This window comes from Rathayibacter sp. AY1H2 (genome assembly GCF_002931985.1).
In the GTDB taxonomy this organism is placed as follows: domain Bacteria; phylum Actinomycetota; class Actinomycetes; order Actinomycetales; family Microbacteriaceae; genus Rathayibacter.
The window spans coordinates 100,843-122,532 of sequence record NZ_PSUV01000004.1; the positions used below are offsets into that span (position 1 = coordinate 100,843).

Genomic DNA, 21,690 nt, shown 5'->3' on the forward strand with positions numbered 1-21,690 from the left:
TGTCTTGCTGGGGACCTGTCCGGCCGAGCGAGCCAGTACCGGCGTGACGCTGCGATGGCTTGATAGAAGGTTGTCCGCGACTTCGGCCGCGTGACTCGTTAGAGAGATGCCTCCGCGGCGCATCCCACCTGGATGACCCCTGAGGAGAAGAGGCCGCATGATCGTCGCCCACCACTACGACTACGTCGTCGGAGTCGACACCCACGCCCGCACCCACACTTACGCGATCGTCGCCACCAAGACGGGCGAGATCCTTGGAACGAAAGCTTTCCCGGTCACGGCGGCGGCGATCGACAGAGCGATCGCCTGGGTGCGAGGCATCGCGGGCGGGTCGGTTCTGTTCGCGATGGAGGGCACTGGCTCCTACGGTGCGTCGTTGGGTCGAGCGCTGCTGCGTGACGAGATTGTGTTCTGCGAGGTCCGGCCGCCGAAGAAGTCGAGCCGCGTCCGCGGCAAGACTGATGAAATCGACGCGATCGCTGCCGCGACCTCGGCTATGGGGATCGAGCTCGAGGCGCTGACTCGGCCGAAGGCCGACGGGCTGCGCAATGCACTCCGAGTGACGCTTGACGCCCGCCGAGATATGGAAGTTCGTCGCACGAGCGCCCGGAACCAGCTCAACGCGTTGATTCGTACCGCGGACTTCGGGCTCGACACGAGGCGGGCACTCACCGATCGTGGTGTGCAGCAGCTCGCCAATCTGGACGCTAATCGTTCCGACGTGGCTGAGCGCATCATCCGCGCTGAAGCTGTCCGGCTGGCCTCGACCGTGATCGATCTTGGACGGCAGATGCGACACAACCGCGAAGCGTTAGCTGAGCTGGTCGAGCTTCTCGCGCCCGGGCTGCAGCAGATCTACGGCGTCGGCCCGGTCACCGCCGTAGTGGCAGTCGCGGCATACTCCCACCCGGGCAGGGTGCGGAGCGAGGCTGCTTTCGCAGCTCTCGCCGGAGTGAACCCGATTCCGGCGTCATCGGGGAACACGACACGTCACCGGCTCAACCGTGGCGGTGACCGTCAGCTCAATCGCGCGCTCGACGTGATCGCTCGCGTACGGATGGTGTCCGAGGCGCGCACGCGCGCGTACGTCGATCGACGAACGTCAGAGGGCCGAACTGTCCGCGAGATCAGGCGCAGCGTCAAGCGATACATCGCACGTGAACTAGTCAAGGCGCTACAGGTCCGCATGGCGTTGTGCACCTAGCCGTATGAATGGGCGCCGAGCACGATGCGAGGGCGTCTGTTCGGCCGTCGACGAGCGTCAGAGGTGACGAGTCTTACGCGAGGGTGGTGGCGTCCTGATCGTCTAAGCGGAACACTGCGCAGCGCGGCGCGGCCGCTGCGAAATCGGCAGCGCTCGCCTCCGGGCCGACTTCGAAGATCTGAGCGGCGACTTTTCGGCCCTGGCTGTGCTGATGCCAGTACGCGCTGAGGATCGGGCCGCGCTGTTCAAGGGTCATCTCGGTGAAATTCACTGCCTCTCGTCGTCGGCCGCGCTGGATCTCGCCACGGCCGGCAGCCCTCACGTTCTTGACCCAGGACATCTTCTGTCCGGCGACCACGTACCGAGCCCCGTCCACGACAACGATCGAGACGGGTGTGGAGCGCGGCTCGCCGGAGACTCGGCCGACCACGGTCAGAACATGCGGAGGACCGGTGGTGATACCGATGTTGTTGAGGAACACGATCACCCTGTTGGCGTACTTCAGGAACGGGGGAAGGTTCTTGTCTTGTGGCATGTCCTACGACCTCGCTTCAGAACACGCGGCCCGTCGGGCTCGCTGCGGCGTCCAGTATCCACCGGGACCCCGTCGACTCCCTGACCGGCGCCGTGGGGTCTCAGGCCGAGACGACGACCGACCGCTTCATCGCGTGTTGGGTCTTGACTCGAAGCCATAGAAGGGTCCCCGGGGAGCATGGCTTTAGTGGAAGTTGATCGTGGAGGGCGCAGGTGCCTTCCACGACTCTTCCTGATACGAGTGCGGGTCGTGAGCCTCGCGGGGCGGCTCCCCGAACGGATCCTTCGGCAGCGCCGTCGGCGCTGTGGTGAACTTCGCGCGGAGCGATGCGGCGATGGAGCGAATGCGGTAGATCACGGCGTTCATGTCGTTCTCCCGTTCGGGGTGATCAAGCGTCACCTGCCCGAAGCCTACCGACGTCGTTTCTCCGGCGGGGCGCGAGCTCCGCACGCGCAGCGGCGACGGAGCACCGCCGGCGGGAGCCGCTACGCGGGCGGATTACCCGTTTTCCTTACCTTGTTGCTCGGGCGGTTTCGGCACAGTCGTAGTGTGTCGATCGTCCGAGGACGGCAGGTATGGCTTCCCTGTTATCGCCGCTGCGACGGCTTGTGAAGAATGGCCGCCCGCCGTCCACCCGATGGTTCGACCGCTAATTGAGAGAAGCGAACAGATCGCTGCGTAAGGAAACGTCGGCGTGACCATCACCGCCACGAGGGAAGTGAAGGGAGCGGCCATGCCGCAGATTTGGGCCGGAATCGATGCGGGGAAGGGGCACCATCACTGCGTCGTCATCGACGCAGCCGGCGCCAAGCTCCACTCCGCCCGCGTCGCCAACGACGAGGCGGCGCTGCTCGATCTGATCGCTACTGTGACCGATCTCGCCGGTGTCCCTTCCGCCTCAGTGCACGGCGTTCCGTGTCGCGTGGCCGGCGCTGTTCTCTGTCGCCCTCGCAACCCTCGTTCTCCTGGTCGTAGCGATGCGTCTCGGCACGCCCTCTCGCGCTCGATGGCAGTGGCTGATGCTCGGCTCGGGTGCCGTCGGCGCCGTCACCAGCTGGGTTCCGGCTTTGCGTACCGCCGTGATCGTCGATTGAGCAGCACACGGCACGACTACACGAGCAGGTGTTCCGCAAAGGGATGGTTTACCGGTCGCAGGGGCACCGCCTCACATTGGCGGCTACTGTCCGGCGATCATCGCGAGGGAGGGCGCCCGGCCCTTCTCGATGTGGGTGAAGGCGATCGACTCGGCGAGGCGGTCGTTGCCGGCGCGGATCGCGTCGAGGAGGCCGTGGTGCTCGTCGGACTGCTGGCGCTGGTCGCGTGCGCTGGTGAGGTAGAACAGCCACGTCATCCGCCCAGTGACGGCGCGCATCAGCGAGGAGAGCAGGGCGCTGCCGGCGACTTCGACGATTGCCTCGTGCACGACGGTCGAGGTCTCGGCGACCTCGAGCCAGTCCTCGCTGTCGAGGGCACGGTGCTCCGCGTCGATCGCGTCGAGCAGCGGTTGCAGTGACGCACCGGCGGCGACGGCCTGTGCGGCCAGCCGCGCGGCGAGGGTCTCGAGGCTGAGTCGGACGTCGAAGAGTTCGACGACGTCCTCGATGCTCCACTGGGCGACGCGGGTGGAGCGGCGTGGGAGCATCCGCACGAAGCCCTCGTTGGCCAGCTGCGGCACGGCCTCGCGCACCGGCAGTCGTGAGACGTGCAGCTCGGCGGCCAGTGAGGCCTCGACCAGTCGCGATCCCTGCGAGTGCTGGCCGAGGATGATCTGCCGGCGCAGCGTCCGGTAGGTCTGGCTGGCGAGCGACTCCTCGGTGCTGGCGAGTGTCATGACGGTCCTCCTCGCGACGCCGGTGCGACCATTCAACACGCTCGGCCCCGCCTGTGCGGTCCGCCGGCCACCGCGCTCGGCCCCGCGCTCAGCCGCCGGGCCAGCTGCGCTCCTTCGGCAGCGGGCGGGCGTAGCTGTCGATCCGGCTGGTGCCGAGCTTCTGCCGGACGAGCGTCTCGACGAGCGCGGCCGCCGCCGCGACCCCGTCGACCACCGGCACGGGCAGCCGCGCGCCGAAGTGCTCCTCGAGCCCCGCCATCCCCGCGCAGCCGAGGCAGATCACCTCGGCGCCGCGGGCGATCGCGCGCTCGCCCGCCGCGACGAAGGCGTCGAGGGTCGCCTGCGGATCCTCCTCCAGCTCGAGCACGCCGAGGCCGGTGTCCTCGATCGCGGCGCAGTGCGCGATCAGGCCGGCGGTGGTGAGGCTGTCCTCGATCTGGCCGACCGCGCGGCGGACCGTGGTGACCACTCCGTAGCGGCGGCCGAGCAGCATCGCGAGGTGCGCGGACGCCTCCGTGATGTCGACGACGGGCACGTCGAGCAGCTCGCGCGCGCCCTCGCGGCCGTGCTCGCCGAAGCCGGCCATCACGACGCCGTCGATGCCGGCCGGCAGCCGCTCCAGGGTGTGCAGGACGGCCGCGGCGCTGAGGAAGCTGTCGTACCAGCCCTCGGCCGAGGCGACGCCCCAGCTCGGCGTGATCGCGACGATCTCGGTGCCCGGCCCGACGGCGAGCCGGGCGCGGGCGGCGGCCGTCTCGGTCATCGACTCGGTCGTGTTGCAGTTGACGACGGCGATGCGCATCAGCGGCCCGCCGCCGCGGGGACGCCGGACAGGCGGATCTCGCTGCCCGCGTCCCGCAGCCGCGCCAGATCGATCAGCGCGGCGGCGACCGCGAGGTCCTGCGCGGCGAGGCCGACGGAGTCGAACACGGTGATCTCGTCGTCCCGGGTGCGGCCGGGAGCGGTGCCGGCCACGACGTCGCCGAGCTCGAGCAGCCCGGCCGCCGCGTCGAGGGCGCCCTCCGCGATCGCGAGGACGAGGTCTCCGGACTTCGCCCGCGCGGTGGCCGCGCTGTCGACGACGAGCGTGCCGAGCGCCATCGCCGCGGAGTCGAGCTCGCGGTGCTCCGGCCGCGGACGGGCGCCCACGGCGTTCACGTGCTGGCCGGCGTGCAGCCAGGCCCCGTGCACGATCGGCTCGACCGACGGCGTCAGCGTGCAGAGCACGTCGGAGCACTCGGCGACGGCCCGCGGATCCGCGGCGCGGGTCACGGGGTGCCCGACCGCCTCCTCGAACCGGTCGAGCGTCGCGTCCGACCGCGACCAGACCACGATCTCGTCCAGGTCGCGCACCGCCTGCAGCGCGCGGACGTGCGCGACGGCGAGGTTGCCGGCGCCGATCAGCCCGAGCACCCGGCTGTCCGCCCGGGCGAGGTGCCGGGTGGCGACCGCGGAGGCGGCGGCGGTGCGCGCCCGGGTGATCAGCGCGCCGTCCAGGACGGCCACGCACTCCCCGGTGAGCAGCGAGGTGACCAGGATGGTCGAGCGCTGCGTCGGCAGCCCGCGCGCTGCGTTTCCGGGTAGGTCCGCCATCAGCTTCACGGCGGCCAGGCCCAGGGCATCGGAGCGGACCGCCATCGGGAGGATCAGCCCGTCGTCCTCGCCCGCGAGGGCCGTCGGCGCGCCCTGGTGCAGCGCCCCGGAGCCGAGGTCCGCGAACACCTGCTCGACCGCGCCGAGCACGTCGACGTCGGGGAGCAGCCCGGCGATCTGCTCGGAGACGAGGACGAGCGTCATCAGCGCGCGCCGACCGTCGCGCGGCCGGTCAGCTCGGCGAGCGAGGGGGCGCGGGTGACGAGGCCGGCCTCGGCGAGGATCCGCATCCAGCGGTCGGAGGCGGCCTCGTCGATCACGGTCGTGTCCCAGACCCCGCCGGCGGCCATCTCGTCGGCGGCCTCGTGCAGGAGCGCCGAGTCGCGGTCGGGCCAGCGCGCGGCGAGCACCGCGTCGATCTCGGCGCCGGCCTCACCCGCGGTGATCCTCTGCATCGCCGTCTCGATCGCGTCGACGAAGCGCTCGGTGCGGTCGGCGAGCTCCTCGACCCGCTCGGTGCGGGTGTAGTAGACGCTGTTGGGCATCACGCCCGCGTCGAGGTGGCGGAAGACGATCTGCCCGCCGCCGGCCGCGACGAGCTCCTTCGCCGAGAGCAGGTCGAGCACGATCGCGTCGCCGAGGCCGTCGCGGTAGAGCTCCAGCATCATCGCCGTGGACAGGTCGCGCGCCCAGCGGGTGGCGGAGACGTCGAGCCCGGCCTCGCGGATCAGGCCCGCGGTGAACTCGAACGGCGCGCTGCCGCCGGCGCCCGGGGCGAGCACGACCTTGCCGGCCAGCCAGTCCAGCCCGACCGGTCCGGAGCCGTCGCGGGCCACGATCGTCATCGGGAAGCGGTGGTTGAGCTGGCCGACGACGATCAGCTCGCGGCTCGTTCCGGCGTACATCCCGGGCACCCAGAGCCCGCCGAGGGCGAGGTCGGCGGCGCCGGAGTCGAGGTCGTCGAGGACGCCGGTCCAGGGGTCGCAGGCGGTGGCGGTGACGGCGAGGCCGCGCTCGGCGAACAGGCCGCCGACGTCGGCGACGTACTCGGGGAGGTAGTTCAGTCCGTTGGCGGTGGCCGAGACGGTGAGGGTGTCCATGGTGCTCCTTGTGGTGCTGTCCGGTGGATGGTTGCGCCCAACGGTGCCGGAGCGCCAGGGGGCGGGGTGGGTCAGTGGGCGGCGGCGATCGCGTTCTCGTTGACGTCCTCGAGCGAGCGACCCCGGGTCTCCGGGGCGAAGCGGGAGGCGACGACGAGCACCGCGTACATCACGGCGGCGAGGCCGAAGACGCCGGCGAAGGCGAACGAGCCGTAGAGCGCGACCGCGAGGAACGGCATGACCGCTCCGGCGATGTTGCCGATGCCGTTGACGATCGAGGCTCCGGAGGCGCGGATCGCGGTCGGGAAGATCTCGGCGGTCCAGGTGGCGAGGGTCGTGTTGGTGACCATCGTGAAGAACTGGAAGAGGGCGCCGAGCACGAGGATCGCAGCGGTGCCGTTCCCGAAGCCGGCGAAGGCGAGCGCGGTGAGGCAGCCGAGGACTCCGGCGGCGCCGACGGCGGTGCGACGGCCGACGCGACCGGCGATCAGGGCTGCGGTGGTCGCTCCGAGGAGCGAGCCGATGTTCATGATCATCGTGTAGAGCAGGCTCTCCGAGACGGAGTAGCCGCGCTCGACCAGCAGGGTCGGCATCAGGAAGTTCAGCGTGACCTGCGAGCCGAAGGCCATCCAGGACGCGACGCCAAGGGCGGCGGTGCGGCGGATCACCGGGCGGCTGAACACCGCGGCGGGCGAGGCCGACATCTTCACGGGCGGCAGGTCGTCCGGCGAGAGCTCGACGGGCGGACGGGCGGCGGTGGGGGTGAGCGAGTTCGAGGCGAGGATCGCGAGCGAGCGGTTCGCCTCCTCCGTGCGGCCCTGCGAGAGCAGCCAGCGCGGCGTCTCCGGCAGCTTGCGGCGGTAGAAGACGACCAGCAGCGCGGGGACGGCGAGGATCACGAACGACCAGCGCCACACGGAGTCGGGGCCGCCGAGCGGGGTCTCCAGCGGGCCGAGCAGCAGCAGGAACAGGCCGTAGGAGAGGAAGTTGCCCAGGCCCCCGGCGCCGACGTTGACGGCGCCGATCGCGGTGCCGCGGAAGCGGGTGGAGACCATCTCGGAGAGCATGACCAGGCCGATCATGAACTCGCCGCCGATGCCGATGCCGACGATCAGGCGGCTGACGAGCAGCATCTCGTAGTTCATCGCGACGGCGCTGAGCAGGCCGCCGAGCGTGTAGATCAGCAGGTTGAGGCTGAGCGAGAAGCGGCGGCCGTAGCGGTCGGCGAGGTAGCCGGCCAGCACGCGGCCGATCAGTCCGCCGATGACCGTGGCGGTGTTGATCGTCGTGAGCTGGACGTCGCCGATCTGCAGCGTCTCCTTGATGTGGCTGCCCATGGCACCCACCGAGTTCTGCTCGAGGGTGTTGAAGAACTCCCCGGCGAGGATCAGTAGGAAGATCCAGAACTGCGCGCGGGTGAAGCCGATGGAGTCGAGGACGGAGGCGACCGTGTGGCCTGAAGCGGGCGGAGCGGTGGTGCGGGATACAGCAGACATGTGTAGCTCCCAGCAGGGCGAGGGGGAAAGCGGCTCCAGAGTGATGGTCACCGCGAGGACTCCTCTTTTGTATCCCAAATACCGTTTCGGGCAGGTTTCCACGATGCTACAACCTCCCTCTGAGCTGTAGTGACCGCGCAGAAGGGCATACACCTCGAAACGTTCGCTGGCGGTGGTATACAAAAGGGCCTCGATGCGCGCAGAGGCTACATGGACCCGTAATGCGGGAGATGTGGGGCACGAGCCGCCGTCGTCATGCGTCTCACGACCCCGGCTGGCCGCGTCTTCAGGCCCCCCGAGGAGTAGGGGCGGCGACCTGAGAAGCGAACCCGGATCGTCGCGCTCCTCGTGGAGCTGCGCGGGCGCCTTCTCGGCGAAACTATCCGCCACCCCGCCGCTTCACCGTCGGGCCCGTCGTCACCGCAGCTGTCGTCGAGACCGTCGACCACAGCGTTCTTCCGACGCTCGTCCGCAGATCTTGAGCAGCGCCGAGTTCAGCTAATCCTGCGTCCCGTATGGGGATCGTTCAGCGGGTCGCTATGCGGTCGGGCCGCTGCTCTCCGCCGCGTGCCGCGGATCAAGGGAGAGCGTGCTCCCGCTGTCAGCTTGCGCGGACCGACAGGTTCTTGCCGAGCTGGGTCCAGCCATCGCCGGTGGCGTCGCCCGGTACGGCGTCGTCAGGGTGGATCTGTACCGTCCAGTCGTTCTGCTTCGACAGCTTCTCGCCGCAGCCACTCACCGGCTCGTCGCCCTCGTTGACGATGACGCAGTGTCCGGCTCCCTCGCGAGGTAGGGCCAAGTAGAAGTCGAGGCCCTCGACCGAGCCGGCGAACCGGATCGAGTCGGGATCGAGCTTGTCGCCGAGGTTCTCGAGCGAGGGAAGTGCGTCTTGCTCCTGCTGCGCCCTGTCGTAGTCCGAGTACACGGTCGGGTCGTCGTAGATGCTGGTGTCCTGCTGCGCACACCCAGCGAGAAGAGGAAGGGCCATGAGTGCGACCGCGACCGCACCGATCTTGAATCTGTAGGTCGGTCGTTCGTGGCCCATGGCGTCCCCCGTTGCGTTTCGCCCACCCTACTTCGCCTGAACTCCAGAGCACCGGCCCTCATCGCCGCAGCGGAGAGCGCGAGGGCACCCGTTCCGTTGGGGGATCGCTCAGCGGAACGCCGGCGCGGGGAAGAGCGTGGCCGGATCCAGATCGCCGGCGGCGCACTGGGTCCCCCGGAGGAGCTTCAATCGGAAGTGTTAGTGGTCCGGTTTGTCGCTGAAGTGCTCGCGGTCGCTGATGTAATCGATCCGGGTTGCATCGAAAATATCGCTTCCTAAGCGGTCCGCCCCTCTTCTTGTCGAGAGCGTTACCGGATATTGCACAAGTCTTGGCGTGCTGTTTGTGAAGAATGAACAGAACAACATCCGCAGAGGTGAAGTATCCCCGGGAAGGAAGTTTGACCCGCCAGATATGAAGCCCGCGTAGGGCGATTCGCTAAAGAAGAGAATTGATTCTCGGGCCAGAGTATGAGAGCGAAACCAGGAGCGTATTACGACAGAGTTTTGACTCACATAGACTCCGAACAGTCTTGCCCGCACCGCTAAAACAATAGTGACTAGAAGTGCGCACAGAACAATTACATCTGTAAGCGACCAGTTCCAATTCGGCCCGACTATTCCGAGAAAAGCGGCGCATATAACCGGGTTAACGATCCATGCAATCACTCGAGCCCCATTGCCCGACTTCGGAATTCTTCTCGAAAATAACTTATCATCTTTCATTATTTGTGCCCTATCAATAATCTCTCCTCAACTCGGAATAGTAAAAAAGCTAATTCTAAATTGTGCAGTCATTTCCTCACCCTGCGAGGTCTCAGCCTCGCCGTGCCGGCAGGCGTGAAGCCTGCTCCCTGGGCCGATCGGCGGTGGGCTTAGCGCGTTCCGTACGGGAATCCGTCATCGCGACGAGGGCCGGGTCGCAGGTCACCGAAGTCGTCGGACCAGATTCACGACGAGTAACACCGCGTCTGCGGCCATGCCTGCCGAGCGCCGATCGCCGTTCCGGCGGTGCTTCATGGCCTGCGCGAGCTCGATGGCCGCACGAACGACTTTGCGCAGCTCGGCGTTCTCGGACCCAGGTAGTTCGACCTCAACCACTCGACCAAGGCGGGCCTTCGTGCTGGGGATCGGCGGCTCATCGACGCCAGGCTCACCGTGCCGTGCGTGCTCGTAGGAGGCCGCGGAAAGCGCTTCGAGGGCGGCCACCGCGTCGTTCCCGACGTTCGAGTAGTCCTGCTCCGTCCGAGCTGCCCGGAAGTGTCGCCGCATCTCGTTCAGCTCCCCATCGACGCGCTGCCATCCGGTGGCCTTTCGCGGCGAAATGGGATCGGCCAGTGCGCCGGCGAGCGAGTCGGTCTCACGCTCGTCGAGCATCTCGTGGAGTGCATCGAACTGCTCATTGAGCATGCTGCGCCTGGCCTGCCAGCTGCCGTACCCATCGTTCGCCTGCCAATACTTGCGGAACGTCTCGAAGTCACGGAACGGTGGATCGAAGGTGTCGATGCCAAGGCGCGCGAGGACCGCCTTCAACGCGCGGACGAGTAAGCGTGAGTCGTCATTGCTGAGCGGTGAGCCATGGGTGCCGTGGGCCTCGTACTCTTCGTGCACGACCCGGGCGAGAGGCACCGCGATCTCCACATCGCCGTGCTCCGGGTTCGGTCCGCGCAGGAGCCCCTCGAGGAGATTCACGTCGAGCGCGGACTGCTGAGTCACCTCCGAGCCCCAAGCGTTCGATACCACCTCCTGACCCGAGAGGTAAAAATCCCACGTACGCATGCGCCCACCCTAGCCAGCGGCACCCCGCCCGCTGATCGACCTAGACGAGCGTTCCATCTGTCGCAAGTTCGGGCGTCGGGTGGTGTCCGAAAGAGGATCGCTCAGTGCTTCGGTCTCGTGCAACCATGGCCGCATGTCGACCAGCTCGCGTGTTGTTGTCGTGGATGGCGAGACGTTCGAGGTCACGGCCAGGCCTGATGGGATCCACTTCTCATGGGCTAGTGGCCCCAACCCTGGGTACGGTTTCGGATCCAGCTGGTCAGGGGACTCTCCGCCGACAGATGCGCAAATCCGCCCGATGATCGACAGCTTCCTCTCGCAGATCGATCCCGAAACCGGCTACATCTCCGAGGACTGAAGTCCTGCGTGGATGCCACCTGCGGTGTCCCGTAAGGGGATGGGTTACCGGTCGGGCAGGTGATCCTCCGGATTGATGTCCGCTCGTCGTAGAGGTCCGTCGTAGACGCTGCCGGTGCTCCACATGGCGATGACGGCCCATCCGAGGTCGGCATGTGCGATCGTGCCCTCCGGGATGGTGCGCGAGAAGAGGGCGTAGTCGATCCCCTCGACAGGGAGTACCGAGACGGTCCATCCGTCTCGGTCTTGGGCGAGAGCGAGCGAACGAGCTTCGACTTCCTCGATCACGGCGACCCCATCGCGCTTTCGGGAGTCTGTGGGGAGCGTGCCGAGGAGGAGACAGTCGGCGGCGAGGGAGGCGATCGTCACGGGGTCGGTCACCATCCCGTGTACGTGACCGCGGGGTCCGACGCGAGTCCCGGGGCGCACCATGGTGCGGACCGAGCAGCGCGCGACGTGCAGTCCGCGATCGATCGCGATCGTCGTGTCTTCATCGGTGCCGGCGCCATGAGTCGTGGTCCACAGCTCGCGGCCTGACAGGGGGATGAGCGTCTGCATGTGCTCATCCAAGCCAGTGTCCGTGATCGTGCCAAGGAGTCGTCGCTCATTCACGCTGCCTTACTCCGGTGCTGTCCGTTAGGGGGTCGTCGTCCGGCCGCCGAAGATGGCGTCTCGACGTGTGTCGATTCTCGCGCTCGTCTGCACGGTTCTTCGCGTCAACGCGGCGCTCGTGCAGACGACCGTGGGTATTCAGATGTTCAAGGTCCCCTGCACACACGACCGGGGCGCCGCTTCGCCGTTCCGTATGGGGACCGGCCACCGGCACAGTCTGGCCAGTACGGCTAGTGAGCAGCGAGGTAGCACGGAGAGCGCCCGAGTGGGAGGCTTCTGCCGTGAGAAGGATCGTCACGGTGCTGGTGTGCGCAGTCTCGGCCGCGACTCTTGCGGCCTGCTCCAGCTCTGGGATCTCGGTGCAGAGGGCACAGGGCGTCACGGCGATGGTCTCTGCCGCGACCCCGAGTGCCGTGATGGAGGCGAGTTTCACTGGGACGCTCACGACGACCGATCAGGGCTGCCTGGCGGTGAGTGTGGGAGAGACGACGTTCCCGTTGAAGTTCCCGGCTGGTTCGCGTCTCAGCGACGACGGCCAGATGATCGACGTCCCTGGTTTCGGCTCGGTGAGTTCGGGTGAGCTCGTCGAAGGCGGAGGCGGCTACCTCGCGCTGGACGGTGTGCCAGACGAGTGTGCTCCGGGTGGCGAACCCGTCGAGTCGATCGTCTGGCAAAGCCTTCCCGACTGACGCTCGCCATCAGGACTTTCGGGCTACTGCGTCTCCGACGCGAGGCCATGAACGAGCCGACTCGGGACTGCCCCGTACGAGGATCTCCTAACGGACCCCTGCTCGTTGAGCGGCCGGTATCGCCGCGCGAGCATGGGGCCATGTCGAAGAAGATCGAATCCGCCCACCGCAAGCTCGTTGACGCGCTGAAGAAGCACGCCGAGCTCGCCTCCGGGAAGAAGAGCCGACGCGGCCGCATCGAGAGCGCCGCCGCCGTCGTCAAGAGCGCTGCGACCAAGTACGCGGCTCTCGTCTCCGCGCGCACCGACACCGAGAGTCCGTTCAGCGACATCACGGGCCCTCGCCTGGACCGTCCCACGATCGCCTCGCTCACGGCCGCGCGGGACGCGCTCACACGCCGGCTGACGGACACGCCGCTCGGTGCGACTGACTTGTAGCTCCCGCTCCCGTCACCGAAGCAGAATCCGTCCTAACGACGCCCGGTCAGCGATGGTCTAGCTGGCGTCCGGTAGGGGGTCGTTCACCGGGATGGCTCGAGCTCGAGCGCAGCCCGCTTGCGGCGGGAACGGATCCTTCGGAGAACGATGCCGGTCGCCAGGAACCCGAGCCCTGCCGGAATGGTGCCTGCGGTCAGAAGGACGGCGTGGAGCGCGAGTAGGAGGTAGTCGATGGAGGACAACCAGGTCATCGACAGAGGGCCGAGGACGTCCGTTATCAAGAAGGAGAACAGGGAGATGGCCAGTCCACACCAGGCGAGGCTCACTACGGCAGGAGTTGAGGCGACCGGGACGCGCTGACGCGGATGTCTCCGCACCGCAATGTGAGCGGCGACGCCGGCGAGGGCGATCCACGTTCCGACGCCGACCGCACCGAACGCGATACCGAAAACTCCTTCAGAGGGGTCCGAATCGGTCACGCCCGTGGCGACCATGAAGCTGCTGAGCATGAGAACGAGGGCTGCGATCGCGGTGGTGAATCCGACTCCGGAGCAGGTGATGAAGGTGTCCAGTGAGGCTTCGGGTGCGGCGGTCGAGGTCGTCGGAGTTGCCGAAGCGGGAGCGCTGGTCATGATCGGAGGTCCTTGTTGGTGGAACCTCGATGGGGTTCGCCTAGTCGGAGGAGAGTTTGAAGTCGGAGTTTGGCTCGTTGGTGTCGGCCGCGTGCGGTCGATTCGCTCACTCCGAGGATTGTTGCGGCTTCGGGGAGGGTGAAGCCGTCCCAGAGGATAAGCCGGATCAGTTCGGACTGGTTTTCCGGAAGGGAGTTCAGGGCTGCGCGGATGTCGAGGGTGTCTGCGTTGACGGGATCGGTTGGGTGGTTGTCGAAGTGCTGGCGGAGTTTCTGTGTGAGATCGTCGTGTCGGATGGCTCCTCGTGCGGCGTTCGAGTGGACTCGGCGGGCGACGCCGAAGAGCCACATGCGTGCCCGCTCGGGGTCGGCGGGCAATTGCTCGATGCGTCGCCACGCGACGATGAAGGTCTCACTGAGAAGGTCAGCGGCATCAGCGGGAACGGCGACTCGTCGGCCGAAGTAGCTGAGTAGGTCAGCTGCGTTCGCGGCGTGAAGGCTTTCGAGTGCTGCATCCTGGTCGGACCGGCGTCGTCGCGCGATCACTCGTCGGTTCCGAGGGACTCGCTGTCGCACTGGCCCGCCATCTCGATGGAGGTGCTGGTCGTGAAGTAACCGGCCTCCTCGAGCACCTCCCGGATCTCGTCGCCCATGAGGGAGCTGGCGATCACCCCGGGGGTCGCGTCGGGGATGTCTGCCGGCCGGCCGGCGGCTTCCGCCGCGACGTTCGCTTCATCGATCCCCGCCTGATTCGATGCCAGGGCCGCCTCGATGTCCTCCGGAGTGACACGGGCGATCACCGGATCCCAGTCGTGCTGCGCGAGGAACTCGCGGGCCCTCTCGGTCAGCTCGTCGGTCTCCTCAATAGAGAGCCCGCCGCCGTACTCCGGTTGGATCCGGGCGACGACCGCGCACGTTCCGATGTCGGCACCCTCAGCGAGCTCGAACGTGCGCTGCACAGCGACGTCAGGAGTCCATCCCACCCACTGCAGCAGCGACGGCCCCGCGACGGCGGCCGTGGTCCCGACTCCGACCAACCCGATCGCCAGAACCGTCACTCCGACTCCGGAGCGGAACCACGCGCGTCGCGGCGGACGGCTCTCGGCCACTGCCCGGGCAATGCCACGCGCGGCTTCGGCGGCCGCCGGATCCTCGCCCAGCGCCAGCGGCGCAGCTCGTCGCACCAGATCGTCCATGCCGGTTCCCCCTCGGTGATTGCTCGTCACTGTCGACGTGTCCGGCCGAGGCTCGTTCTTAACGTCGGCCGCGAAGATTCACGAGCCGACTAGGGCTGGTTGAAGGATTCTCTGGCGTCGGTGATGGTGCTTCCGTCGCGGAGGGTGAGCGTGACTGTGAAGGTGGGCTCCGGTCCGCCGCGGCCAGTCTCGCCTCCCTCGGTGAGGCCGGTTCCCGGCCACCACGCTGCCCAGTGGCCGTCTGCAATCGTGGCGATGACGCTCGTGCCGTCGCCGGTGCGGATGGTGAGCCCGGTCACGTCCGAGCCGACGTCGCCGCGGGTGAAGACGGCGGGCGGGAGGTTCTCGCCCGCGAACTGACTGATGCCTCCCTGCGTGTATTCCTCAGCGAGCGGCGCGAAGCCGCCCTCGCTTCCAGTGGAACTGACGAGTGCCCTTCCCGCAGTGCTCGTCCCTACCGGAATCTCGATGAGGCACGCTCGCTGACTGGGCGTCGTGTAGGAGACCATCACCCAGTTGCCGCGCCGCTCCCCGATCGCCGGCTGACCGAGCTGCTCCGCGTCACCTGACGCACAGGCCTCGCCGGCGGTGGCCAGGTCGGAGGCGCTGGCAATGTCCGATGTGGAGGTCCAGGAGGCGTACGCGCGGGAGTCGACACCGGACGGCAGGACGGCGAGAGCGACTCCTAGCGCTGCCGCCCCGACCCCGGCGGGAAGGACGAATTGCCATCCCCGAGGGCGCCGAGCGGCGGGCTCTCGAGCGGTCACCGGGTCGCTGTGGAGGATCATCTGGAGCCGCGCAGCGGCGGCCTCGCGAGCCGGGCCGTCGAGCTCGTACTGAGCGGCCGGGTCGAGGTCTTTCGTGGCGAGGAGTTCGGGCGTGGTCATGATGCCTCCAAGGCGGGCGAGTCGGCGTGGTGCTGGCGTGAGGGGGGATCGAGTAACGCCCGCAGCGCGGTGCGTGCTCGGTGAAGTCGGAGTCGGAAGGCGACAGCGGTGATGCCGAGCACTCCGGCCGCGGAGGGAGAGTCGAGCCCTTCCCAGGCCGTCAGCGCGATCGCTTCCTGGTGCTGCGGTGTGAGCTGCTGCCAGGACTGGTAGAGGTCGAGCCGGGTCGCGATCGCGTCCTCCGGCGACCGCGCGGCCGCGTCGGTGTGAGCGGCGACCCGGATCGCGAGGGCGGCGGTGCGGTGCTGACTGCGGAGGTCGTTGAGGAGGCAGTTGCGGGCGATGGTGAACAGCCACGCACGCGTGGGCTCGTCTTCCGATGGCGCGGTGTCGTGTCGGCGCCAGGCGATCAGGAATGCCTCGTGCGCGAGGTCTGCGGCGCGCTCGGGGTCAGTGCGACGCCTCAGGAACCGGACGACGCTGACGTACTCGCGCTCGTACAGCTCGGAGAAGCTCGCCTCGCGGTCGGACTGTGGTGGGCTCATACCTGGGACATGTCGCCAGCCGAGCTGCTGTTACAGGTGATCGAGTACCTGTTGATCAGCAACACGGAACCGACGGCTCGCCCACAGGGTGATGAGCCACGCCACCGAGCCCAAGATCGGCAGGAGCACGACCACGACGGTCCACCCGACGCGCGCAGCGTTGGTGAGGGTCTTCGTCGTGATGAGAGTCACGATCGAGACGATGGGAAGAGCGACGCTGAGGATCGAGAAGACGATCCATGCGACGTCGTAGTAGGTGGGAACCAGGATCACCGCGTCCTCAGTCAGAGCGATCTCCTTTGCTGTCGAGCCAAGGCGACGCTGGTCGAACGGTCGCGGATCCAGCCTCTAGGCCATCGAAGCATCGCGCAAGACCGACCTTCTGCGGTCCGTCTCGCATGGGAATCGCTTAGCCGTCAGGGCGAGGAAAGGGACCCGTCACCGGTACCCGCGAAATATCGCCAACCGAAATCGACAGTCAGGGCGAAAGAGGCATCCGTTGCGCGCACATCCGCTGGAGTCGACTCGGTGATCGACCCTTCGTAGGACTGACGGTTGAAGCCCTGAGGGAGCGGGAGGCCATCGACCTGCAATCGGGAGGCGGCGACGAGAGTCCACCGGACGGTAGCCGTCCCGTTGGCACCTCCACCGGGAAGCCCACGACCACCACCACCGGAGATGTCGCCGCTTTGCAGTAGGTCGACGCCGACCAGAGAATCAACGACTCTCACTCCTGTGCCGTGGATTCCGTTGGTCGCGAGGAATCTGTCGACGGCTTCGGCCGCTACGAGCTGATCGGCGCCGTCCACCGCGTAGACGATTCCTCCGTCGAGTCGGCAGACCGTCGTGATAACTGACCCTGACTCGCCGATCTGATCGGATCCTCCCTCTCCGAAGCACCAGTCCTCCGTCGCCCGTGCCACCTCTCGCACGCCAGGCACGGCGTCCACCGCCATCGCCTCGTCAAACAGCGGACGCGTGTCCTGCCGTGCTGCAGCGACAATGGGCGAGGTTGGTGACGGCCCAGGAATGTCAGCGGCACAACCGGAGAGCGGGATCACGGCGGCTGCAAGAGCGAGCAGACCCCGCCAGAGGAGTCGCCTTTCACGGCCAGAGTCGGGTCGCGCGTGCATGCGCCCAACGTACGACGCTCTGGCCGGTGCGCCCAGGCCGCGTACGCGACTACCCGCCGTCACGGAACCTGATTTCGGCCGTTCACGACACCTAGAATGAGTGACAAGTTACGTGACGCCTTCGCTCGGCGCGCCATCCCATCAGCACCGTGTCACGTATTCGGCCGTATAAGTGACAGGGGTCCGTGATGCTCGTTGGGTACATGCGCGTCTCGAAGACCGATGGAACGCAGACCACCGATCCGCAGCGCGATGCGCTGCTCGCGGCCGGCGTCGAGGACGCGCAACTGTACTCCGACCTCGCGTCCGGCCGGAAGGATGATCGGCCGGGTCTGCTGTCATGCCTGAAGGCACTGCGCGAGGGGGACACGCTCGTGGTGTGGAAGCTGGACCGGCTCGGGCGCGACCTGCACCACCTGGTGAACACGGTCCATGACCTCACCGCGCGCGGCATCGGGTTGAAGGTGCTGACGGGTCAGGGGGCGGCGATCGACACGACCACCGCTGCCGGCAAGCTGGTCTTCGGGATCTTCGCTGCCCTCGCCGAGTTCGAGCGCGAGCTCATCTCCGAACGCACGATGGCGGGCCTCGCGTCCGCTCGAGCACGCGGTCGGGTCGGCGGGCGCCCGTTCACCATGACGCCCGCCAAGGTGCGACTCGCTATGGCGTCGATGGGCAAGCCGGAAACGAACATCGGTGCCCTCTGCAAAGAACTCGGCATCTCCCGCCAGACGCTCTACCGACACGTCTCGCCCACGGGTGAGGTGCGACCAGACGGCCTCCGCGTCCTCGGACGCAAGAGCACCTAGATACGCAGCTCTCCGACGCCGGCGTAGGCTCCGAAAGACGGCTCCGATGGTTGTGCAGACGACCTTGAAGATCTGTGCAGAGGACCTCGAGAACTGACATGTGCCGCGCGTCGGCGCGGGCGGCAGTGTCCCGTAAGACCCGCCCGATGAAATGCCCGGTGACGGGGCGGCTATCGGGACACTGGAACGGTGGATCAGAAGGCAATGCTGCGCACCCGAGCCGAGGCGCTCGACGAGCTCGACCAGCAGCTGCGTTCCGAGGCCGAAGCGACAGAGTTCGCAGGTCAAGAGTGTGAAACACGCAACCCCTCACCGTCCGGCCATTCCTCGGACTTTGTTCCGTACGTGATTGAGTACGAAGATTCAATGCCGGAGCGCGCAAATCAGAACACTCGCACGCTGATGTTCGGTGTGCTGCTCGGTCTTGCGGGAGGTTTTGCGGCCAGTCTTGTTGCTTGGGGAGATTCGCGCCGTCGCGACCGTCGCGAGGAGACACAAAAACAATAAGAGAGGTCAAAGCCCGGCAAGCGCCTATTGCGCGGCTGATCTCGGAGGACCAGCCCGCGCTTTAGTCGCTAGCCAGTTCGCCAATTAGGGTGCGACCTGTGAGGTGGGATGTACTTCACTTAGACGTGAGTATCCACAAACCGATGTATGTGATGTGAAGGGGTGGTTTGGGCGAGAGCCTGTCCGAATGAGCAGCGGCTGGTGCGCGTGCAGTGGTGGCTGCGAGGTTTGATCATGTGTGGCGTAGAGGTGCCGGTGCTGCCATTGCCGCGCCTCCCTCTTCGGGCGGCCGGTTGGAGGGCCGGCTATGACTAGCTGAACCTCAGCAAGCTGACATAATCTCGCTTATGAGAAGCGGCAGTGGGAAGCGCCCGGGGGAGCGCGCAAGCCCTATACCGCCTTCGACGGGCTTGCGTACCGTCGCTGACGACCCGCACCACTCCTCGAGGCACCGGACCGGTGCAGAACAGGTGACAGCACATGACTCGCGAGCAGAACATCGCCTCCCAGCAGGCCTTCGGTGAGGCGGTCAACGCCGGCGACTTCGCCGCGTTCGACGCACTCGTCGCGCCCGACTCGGTCGATCACGACCCGGCGCCCGGCCAGGCACCCGGTCCAGAGGGATACGCCGCGTTCTTCGGCGACCTGCGGACCGCGTTCCCCGACATGGCACTCGAGGTCGAGAAGCTCGTCGCGGACGACGACAGCGTCGCGTTCGCCTACACGCTGACCGGCACGCAGACCGGTGTGTTCCAGGGCCACGCGCCGACGGGCAAGTCCGTGAAGATCCGCGGCATGCAGATCAGCACCTTCGTCGACGGCAAACTCGCCGAGCGCTGGGGAAGCAGCGACGAGCTCGGCATCCTCACGCAGCTCGGCCTCGCACCCGGCGCCTAGCCGGCGGGACTCCGACGGGTTCCGAAGCTCGTGTGCAACCACACCTCGGAGCCCGTCGAGCGGGGTGTGTGCGAACAAACTGACATAACGTCGATTATCGGAGGTCGCGCGGCGGAGCGGTTTGCTCTAGCGAAACCGGTTGCTCCAACTGCACGCCGGTCGCTTCGACCGCAGCCTCGTTTTGTGCCCACGGGTGATTTGGCGCCCGCGCAGGTCAGCGCAGGTTGCTGCTCGGGGCGAAGGGCCGTCGACTAGTTGTCGTTGATGGGATGGACCGACGCACGATCGTGTGTTGTGCGACTTCTGATCACCGCGGAAAAATTTTGCAGTTACAACTGAAACGCCGTAACGTGGACCTGCGCAGATCAGTTGAGACGCGTGATGGAGGATGAAGGACATGTCTAGAACGCTTGCGATCACGGCACCAGCAAACACCCGGGCCGTGCGAAATGAAGCCGCTGCGGTCGTTCGCGACGCGTGCGATGAGCAGATCACAACTTTCTCCGTGCAGGTCGGCGACCGCACGATTCCTCTCCAGGAGAACGTGTCGAGCTTCCTCCGGTTCATACTCGAGCAGGCCGCGGAAGGCGCATCGTTCTCGATCGCGTCACGGCCCGAGGAGCTCACATCGACGGTCGCTGCCGATCTCGTCGGAGTATCTCGCCCCACGCTCATGAAGATGGCGCGGGAGGGACTCGTCCCGTCGATCAGAGTTGGCACTCACACTCGTTTCAAGTCGGCGGACATCGAAGAGTTCCTTCGCGCGCGAAGCGAAGCGAGAGCAGCAGCGTTTAAGGAGCTGCGTCAGATCGACGACGAGCTGGAGCTTCACGCCGCCCAGTAAGCTCGCGCCATGACCCAGCGCATCTTCGTTGACGCGAACATTCTCATGTCGCGCACGCTGATGGACTGGTTGTTCATGCTTCGCGCGGAGACCGGTCGGATGTTCTCGATCGTGACGAGTGAGGACGTCCTGGCGGAGGTTGAGTACTCGTTGCGACGCCTGCACCCCGAGGCGCCCGGCCGGCTGATCGTTCAAAAGCGGGCGAAGATCGTCGAATGTGTCGATGAGGTCCTTGGTGACTTCGACGCCACCGTTCCGTACAACGGCACCGATCCTCACGATCGCCACGTCCACGCTGCTGCGCTCGCGGCCGGCGCGGATATCTTGCTGACCAACGACGGCGGATTCTCGGACAGCGAGGACGAGCTCTACGAGGTCTACCGCGCGGATGACTTCTTCATCCTCATCGATGACGGAGCGCCCTCACACGTGCAGCGTGTGACGGACAAGCAGCGGATTTACTGGCGAGACAGGGATGGCAGACCCCTCGCTGACGCTCTCCGCGGGGCCGAGTGCCCGCAGTTCGCGGAAAGGGTCACCGGGCACCTCCGTACGCTCTCGGGAATCCGCCGCGACGATCTCGCCCCCGTTCTCCTCACTGCAGAGTGAACGCAGCGAGGCCCAGCACGCGGGAGTCGTGCTGGGCCTCGCTGAGTTCAAGCGCGGACCATTGGACGTCTCAGCCCGTGGCCCGAGCCGCGGGTGTCACCGGACCAAGCGGTGCAGGAACTGAATGGCGTGCTCGACGCGCGTCTTGATCACCTGAAGCTGCGGCAGATCGAATCGTCCCGCTCCCCCGTGCGTTGCGGCGTTGAAGTCGGTGAAGAGCGAGATGACACTGTCGATGTCGTCTTCCACGAACTGAGCGAGCGCGGCGACGTAGTTTCCGGTGCGAGCGAGGAAGAACTGGATCTTCGCGCGGCGGGACACGCCTCCGTTCGGGGTTCGTACGTACTCAGGGTTTGCCTGCTTCACAGCAGAGTCGGGCGCTTCTCGATCGAGAATGCTCGCGAGGATCTCGCGGGCGCTCGTGCAGAAGTGCCGGGCTGCGTCCGGGTTCTGCGGGCTCAAGGCGAACAGTGCGCCGTTCCACCGGTCCTGCAACTCCGGGTCGATGCTCGCGAGTTCGTTGGTGAGCGACGTCACCCGAAGCTCCGGTTCTTGATCCTCGTCATCGGTTGACGGAGCCAACAGTGCATTGAGGGTTGCGACGCTGTTGGCGGCTTCGCCCTCTGCCAGGTCGAGGAAGTTGCGCGAGTCTGACCAGGCGCCTTCGGTGGCTGCCGACTCCACGTCGGCGAAGGATCGCTGCAACGTCGACACCGATCGGGTGTAGGTGACATAGCGCGTCGACGAGTGCGTCTGGGACCGCAGCTTGCTGAGTTCCCGCTCGAGCCGCTGGCGGTTGGCGCGGACACGCGAGTTGTGGGCGGACGCCTCGCGGTTGTACGTGCTGACCGCTTGGCGCACCTTGTTGTTGTAGTTGCGGACTTCCCGGTTGTAGTTACTGATGGCCTGCCGCTGCTTCTGCTCGGCCTGGCGAACCATGCTGCGAAGCTGGGAGGG

27 protein-coding genes and 1 pseudogene are annotated in these 21,690 nt (G+C 66.7%); 10 read left to right on the plus strand and 18 right to left on the minus strand.

Features of this window, described 5'->3' with window-relative positions; all coding sequences use genetic code 11:
• Positions 1 to 157: 157 nt before the first annotated feature.
• On the plus strand, positions 158 to 1,204 hold the full coding sequence (locus tag C5C29_RS05175; RefSeq protein WP_104308047.1) for an IS110 family transposase: 1,047 nt from the start codon (positions 158 to 160) through the stop codon (positions 1,202 to 1,204).
• A 73-nt stretch (positions 1,205 to 1,277) separates the two neighbouring features.
• Here C5C29_RS05175 and C5C29_RS05180 read toward each other — a convergent pair whose 3' ends face one another.
• Together C5C29_RS05180 and C5C29_RS05185 are read right to left on the minus strand one after the other, a co-directional pair.
• On the minus strand, positions 1,278 to 1,739 hold the full coding sequence (locus C5C29_RS05180; protein WP_104226502.1) for a nitroreductase family deazaflavin-dependent oxidoreductase: 462 nt from the start codon (positions 1,737 to 1,739) through the stop codon (positions 1,278 to 1,280).
• Positions 1,740 to 1,922: 183 nt separating this feature from the next.
• The gene (locus C5C29_RS05185; protein WP_146076862.1) at positions 1,923 to 2,138 is read right to left on the minus strand and encodes a hypothetical protein; all 216 of its coding nucleotides are present in this window, start codon (positions 2,136 to 2,138) and stop codon (positions 1,923 to 1,925) included.
• Positions 2,139 to 2,472: 334 nt separating this feature from the next.
• Here C5C29_RS05185 and C5C29_RS05190 point away from each other — a divergent pair.
• Positions 2,473 to 2,622 (plus strand): annotated as a pseudogene (locus C5C29_RS05190) (transposase); the annotation flags it as partial.
• A 294-nt stretch (positions 2,623 to 2,916) separates the two neighbouring features.
• On the opposite strand, the gene C5C29_RS05200 reads toward C5C29_RS05190, so the two are convergent.
• The 7 genes from C5C29_RS05200 to C5C29_RS05230 all read right to left on the minus strand — a co-directional run bounded on the left by C5C29_RS05200 (position 2,917) and on the right by C5C29_RS05230 (position 10,580).
• Positions 2,917 to 3,570, minus strand: coding sequence for a GntR family transcriptional regulator (locus C5C29_RS05200; RefSeq protein WP_104224667.1), 654 nt, complete (start codon positions 3,568 to 3,570; stop codon positions 2,917 to 2,919).
• A gap of 88 nt (positions 3,571 to 3,658) precedes the next feature.
• Positions 3,659 to 4,372, minus strand: a complete 714-nt coding sequence (locus C5C29_RS05205) for an aspartate/glutamate racemase family protein (protein ID WP_104308049.1) — start codon at positions 4,370 to 4,372, stop codon at positions 3,659 to 3,661.
• A complete protein-coding gene (locus C5C29_RS05210) occupies positions 4,372 to 5,367 on the minus strand; it encodes an ornithine cyclodeaminase family protein (RefSeq protein WP_104308050.1) in 996 nt (331 codons plus the stop codon). The genes C5C29_RS05205 and C5C29_RS05210 overlap by 1 nt, the downstream gene beginning before the upstream one ends.
• Positions 5,367 to 6,263 carry an ABC transporter substrate-binding protein gene (locus C5C29_RS05215; RefSeq protein ID WP_104262278.1) on the minus strand — a complete coding sequence of 299 codons (897 nt, stop codon included), beginning with the start codon at positions 6,261 to 6,263 and terminating at the stop codon, positions 5,367 to 5,369. Before C5C29_RS05215 ends, C5C29_RS05210 begins: the two co-directional genes overlap by 1 nt.
• A 71-nt stretch (positions 6,264 to 6,334) precedes the next feature.
• Positions 6,335 to 7,759, minus strand: coding sequence for an MFS transporter (locus tag C5C29_RS05220; protein ID WP_104262279.1), 1,425 nt, complete (start codon positions 7,757 to 7,759; stop codon positions 6,335 to 6,337).
• A 601-nt stretch (positions 7,760 to 8,360) separates the two neighbouring features.
• The gene (locus C5C29_RS05225; protein ID WP_104262280.1) at positions 8,361 to 8,804 is read right to left on the minus strand and encodes a hypothetical protein; all 444 of its coding nucleotides are present in this window, start codon (positions 8,802 to 8,804) and stop codon (positions 8,361 to 8,363) included.
• Between the two features lie 924 nt (positions 8,805 to 9,728).
• Positions 9,729 to 10,580, minus strand: a complete 852-nt coding sequence (locus C5C29_RS05230; RefSeq protein ID WP_104262281.1) for a hypothetical protein — start codon at positions 10,578 to 10,580, stop codon at positions 9,729 to 9,731.
• A gap of 133 nt (positions 10,581 to 10,713) precedes the next feature.
• On the opposite strand from C5C29_RS05230, the gene C5C29_RS16790 reads away from it, so the two are divergent.
• Complete coding sequence (locus C5C29_RS16790) at positions 10,714 to 10,938, plus strand: hypothetical protein (RefSeq protein ID WP_104262282.1); 225 nt, start codon at positions 10,714 to 10,716, stop codon at positions 10,936 to 10,938.
• 44 nt (positions 10,939 to 10,982) lie between these two features.
• Here C5C29_RS16790 and C5C29_RS05235 read toward each other — a convergent pair whose 3' ends face one another.
• Entirely contained in the window at positions 10,983 to 11,495 is a 513-nt protein-coding gene (locus C5C29_RS05235) for a hypothetical protein (RefSeq protein ID WP_104262283.1), read from the minus strand.
• Positions 11,496 to 11,830: 335 nt separating this feature from the next.
• Here C5C29_RS05235 and C5C29_RS05240 point away from each other — a divergent pair, with 335 nt between their 5' ends.
• Positions 11,831 to 12,238 (plus strand): hypothetical protein, encoded by a 408-nt coding sequence (locus C5C29_RS05240; protein WP_104267732.1) that lies wholly within the window; start codon positions 11,831 to 11,833, stop codon positions 12,236 to 12,238.
• Between the two features lie 140 nt (positions 12,239 to 12,378).
• Positions 12,379 to 12,675, plus strand: coding sequence for a hypothetical protein (locus C5C29_RS05245; protein WP_104262285.1), 297 nt, complete (start codon positions 12,379 to 12,381; stop codon positions 12,673 to 12,675).
• A gap of 83 nt (positions 12,676 to 12,758) precedes the next feature.
• On the opposite strand, the gene C5C29_RS05250 is transcribed toward C5C29_RS05245, so the two are convergent.
• The 7 genes from C5C29_RS05250 to C5C29_RS16795 all read right to left on the minus strand — a co-directional run bounded on the left by C5C29_RS05250 (position 12,759) and on the right by C5C29_RS16795 (position 16,884).
• On the minus strand, positions 12,759 to 13,307 hold the full coding sequence (locus tag C5C29_RS05250; protein ID WP_104262286.1) for a hypothetical protein: 549 nt from the start codon (positions 13,305 to 13,307) through the stop codon (positions 12,759 to 12,761).
• A complete protein-coding gene (locus C5C29_RS05255; RefSeq protein ID WP_181065430.1) occupies positions 13,304 to 13,852 on the minus strand; it encodes an RNA polymerase sigma factor in 549 nt (182 codons plus the stop codon). Before C5C29_RS05255 ends, C5C29_RS05250 begins: the two co-directional genes overlap by 4 nt.
• Complete coding sequence (locus C5C29_RS05260; RefSeq protein WP_146076863.1) at positions 13,849 to 14,502, minus strand: hypothetical protein; 654 nt, start codon at positions 14,500 to 14,502, stop codon at positions 13,849 to 13,851. The genes C5C29_RS05255 and C5C29_RS05260 overlap by 4 nt, the downstream gene beginning before the upstream one ends.
• An 89-nt stretch (positions 14,503 to 14,591) precedes the next feature.
• Complete coding sequence (locus C5C29_RS05265) at positions 14,592 to 15,389, minus strand: hypothetical protein (protein WP_104262289.1); 798 nt, start codon at positions 15,387 to 15,389, stop codon at positions 14,592 to 14,594.
• Positions 15,386 to 15,934 carry an RNA polymerase sigma factor gene (locus C5C29_RS05270; protein WP_104262290.1) on the minus strand — a complete coding sequence of 183 codons (549 nt, stop codon included), beginning with the start codon at positions 15,932 to 15,934 and terminating at the stop codon, positions 15,386 to 15,388. The genes C5C29_RS05265 and C5C29_RS05270 overlap by 4 nt, the downstream gene beginning before the upstream one ends.
• 30 nt (positions 15,935 to 15,964) lie before the next feature.
• On the minus strand, positions 15,965 to 16,207 hold the full coding sequence (locus C5C29_RS05275) for a PLDc N-terminal domain-containing protein (protein ID WP_181065431.1): 243 nt from the start codon (positions 16,205 to 16,207) through the stop codon (positions 15,965 to 15,967).
• Positions 16,208 to 16,350: 143 nt separating this feature from the next.
• Positions 16,351 to 16,884 (minus strand): hypothetical protein, encoded by a 534-nt coding sequence (locus C5C29_RS16795; protein WP_146076864.1) that lies wholly within the window; start codon positions 16,882 to 16,884, stop codon positions 16,351 to 16,353.
• 371 nt (positions 16,885 to 17,255) lie between these two features.
• Here C5C29_RS16795 and C5C29_RS05280 point away from each other — a divergent pair, with 371 nt between their 5' ends.
• From C5C29_RS05280 to C5C29_RS05295, 5 genes are all read left to right on the plus strand, one after another.
• A complete protein-coding gene (locus C5C29_RS05280; RefSeq protein ID WP_104262291.1) occupies positions 17,256 to 17,876 on the plus strand; it encodes a recombinase family protein in 621 nt (206 codons plus the stop codon).
• A 189-nt stretch (positions 17,877 to 18,065) separates the two neighbouring features.
• A complete protein-coding gene (locus C5C29_RS16800; protein ID WP_146076865.1) occupies positions 18,066 to 18,383 on the plus strand; it encodes a hypothetical protein in 318 nt (105 codons plus the stop codon).
• A gap of 480 nt (positions 18,384 to 18,863) precedes the next feature.
• Positions 18,864 to 19,280 carry an ester cyclase gene (locus C5C29_RS05285; RefSeq protein ID WP_056045707.1) on the plus strand — a complete coding sequence of 139 codons (417 nt, stop codon included), beginning with the start codon at positions 18,864 to 18,866 and terminating at the stop codon, positions 19,278 to 19,280.
• 397 nt (positions 19,281 to 19,677) lie between these two features.
• On the plus strand, positions 19,678 to 20,124 hold the full coding sequence (locus C5C29_RS05290) for a helix-turn-helix domain-containing protein (protein WP_181065432.1): 447 nt from the start codon (positions 19,678 to 19,680) through the stop codon (positions 20,122 to 20,124).
• A 9-nt stretch (positions 20,125 to 20,133) separates the two neighbouring features.
• Entirely contained in the window at positions 20,134 to 20,733 is a 600-nt protein-coding gene (locus tag C5C29_RS05295; protein ID WP_104262293.1) for a PIN domain-containing protein, read from the plus strand.
• Between the two features lie 96 nt (positions 20,734 to 20,829).
• Here C5C29_RS05295 and C5C29_RS05300 read toward each other — a convergent pair whose 3' ends face one another.
• Entirely contained in the window at positions 20,830 to 21,672 is an 843-nt protein-coding gene (locus C5C29_RS05300; protein WP_219813770.1) for a hypothetical protein, read from the minus strand.
• Positions 21,673 to 21,690 lie beyond the last annotated feature (18 nt).

Bases quoted from the DNA above. Each gene is read 5' to 3' on its own strand.
- C5C29_RS05215 (WP_104262278.1), bottom strand. From the start codon at position 6,263: ATGGACACCCTCACCGTCTCGGCCACCGCCAACGGACTGAACTACCTC.
- C5C29_RS16790 (WP_104262282.1), top strand. From the start codon at position 10,714: ATGTCGACCAGCTCGCGTGTTGTTGTCGTGGATGGCGAGACGTTCGAG.
- C5C29_RS05295 (WP_104262293.1), top strand. From the start codon at position 20,134: ATGACCCAGCGCATCTTCGTTGACGCGAACATTCTCATGTCGCGCACG.
- C5C29_RS05270 (WP_104262290.1), bottom strand. From the start codon at position 15,934: ATGAGCCCACCACAGTCCGACCGCGAGGCGAGCTTCTCCGAGCTGTAC.
- C5C29_RS05205 (WP_104308049.1), bottom strand. From the start codon at position 4,372: ATGCGCATCGCCGTCGTCAACTGCAACACGACCGAGTCGATGACCGAG.
- C5C29_RS05180 (WP_104226502.1), bottom strand. From the start codon at position 1,739: ATGCCACAAGACAAGAACCTTCCCCCGTTCCTGAAGTACGCCAACAGG.
- C5C29_RS05230 (WP_104262281.1), bottom strand. From the start codon at position 10,580: ATGCGTACGTGGGATTTTTACCTCTCGGGTCAGGAGGTGGTATCGAAC.
- C5C29_RS05200 (WP_104224667.1), bottom strand. From the start codon at position 3,570: ATGACACTCGCCAGCACCGAGGAGTCGCTCGCCAGCCAGACCTACCGG.
- C5C29_RS05285 (WP_056045707.1), top strand. From the start codon at position 18,864: ATGACTCGCGAGCAGAACATCGCCTCCCAGCAGGCCTTCGGTGAGGCG.
- C5C29_RS05245 (WP_104262285.1), top strand. From the start codon at position 12,379: ATGTCGAAGAAGATCGAATCCGCCCACCGCAAGCTCGTTGACGCGCTG.
- C5C29_RS05220 (WP_104262279.1), bottom strand. From the start codon at position 7,759: ATGTCTGCTGTATCCCGCACCACCGCTCCGCCCGCTTCAGGCCACACG.
- C5C29_RS05210 (WP_104308050.1), bottom strand. From the start codon at position 5,367: ATGACGCTCGTCCTCGTCTCCGAGCAGATCGCCGGGCTGCTCCCCGAC.
- C5C29_RS05235 (WP_104262283.1), bottom strand. From the start codon at position 11,495: ATGCAGACGCTCATCCCCCTGTCAGGCCGCGAGCTGTGGACCACGACT.
- C5C29_RS05265 (WP_104262289.1), bottom strand. From the start codon at position 15,389: ATGACCACGCCCGAACTCCTCGCCACGAAAGACCTCGACCCGGCCGCT.
- C5C29_RS05250 (WP_104262286.1), bottom strand. From the start codon at position 13,307: ATGACCAGCGCTCCCGCTTCGGCAACTCCGACGACCTCGACCGCCGCA.
- C5C29_RS05280 (WP_104262291.1), top strand. From the start codon at position 17,256: ATGCTCGTTGGGTACATGCGCGTCTCGAAGACCGATGGAACGCAGACC.
- C5C29_RS05290 (WP_181065432.1), top strand. From the start codon at position 19,678: ATGTCTAGAACGCTTGCGATCACGGCACCAGCAAACACCCGGGCCGTG.
- C5C29_RS05260 (WP_146076863.1), bottom strand. From the start codon at position 14,502: ATGGACGATCTGGTGCGACGAGCTGCGCCGCTGGCGCTGGGCGAGGAT.
- C5C29_RS05175 (WP_104308047.1), top strand. From the start codon at position 158: ATGATCGTCGCCCACCACTACGACTACGTCGTCGGAGTCGACACCCAC.
- C5C29_RS05300 (WP_219813770.1), bottom strand. From the start codon at position 21,672: ATGGTTCGCCAGGCCGAGCAGAAGCAGCGGCAGGCCATCAGTAACTAC.
- C5C29_RS05225 (WP_104262280.1), bottom strand. From the start codon at position 8,804: ATGGGCCACGAACGACCGACCTACAGATTCAAGATCGGTGCGGTCGCG.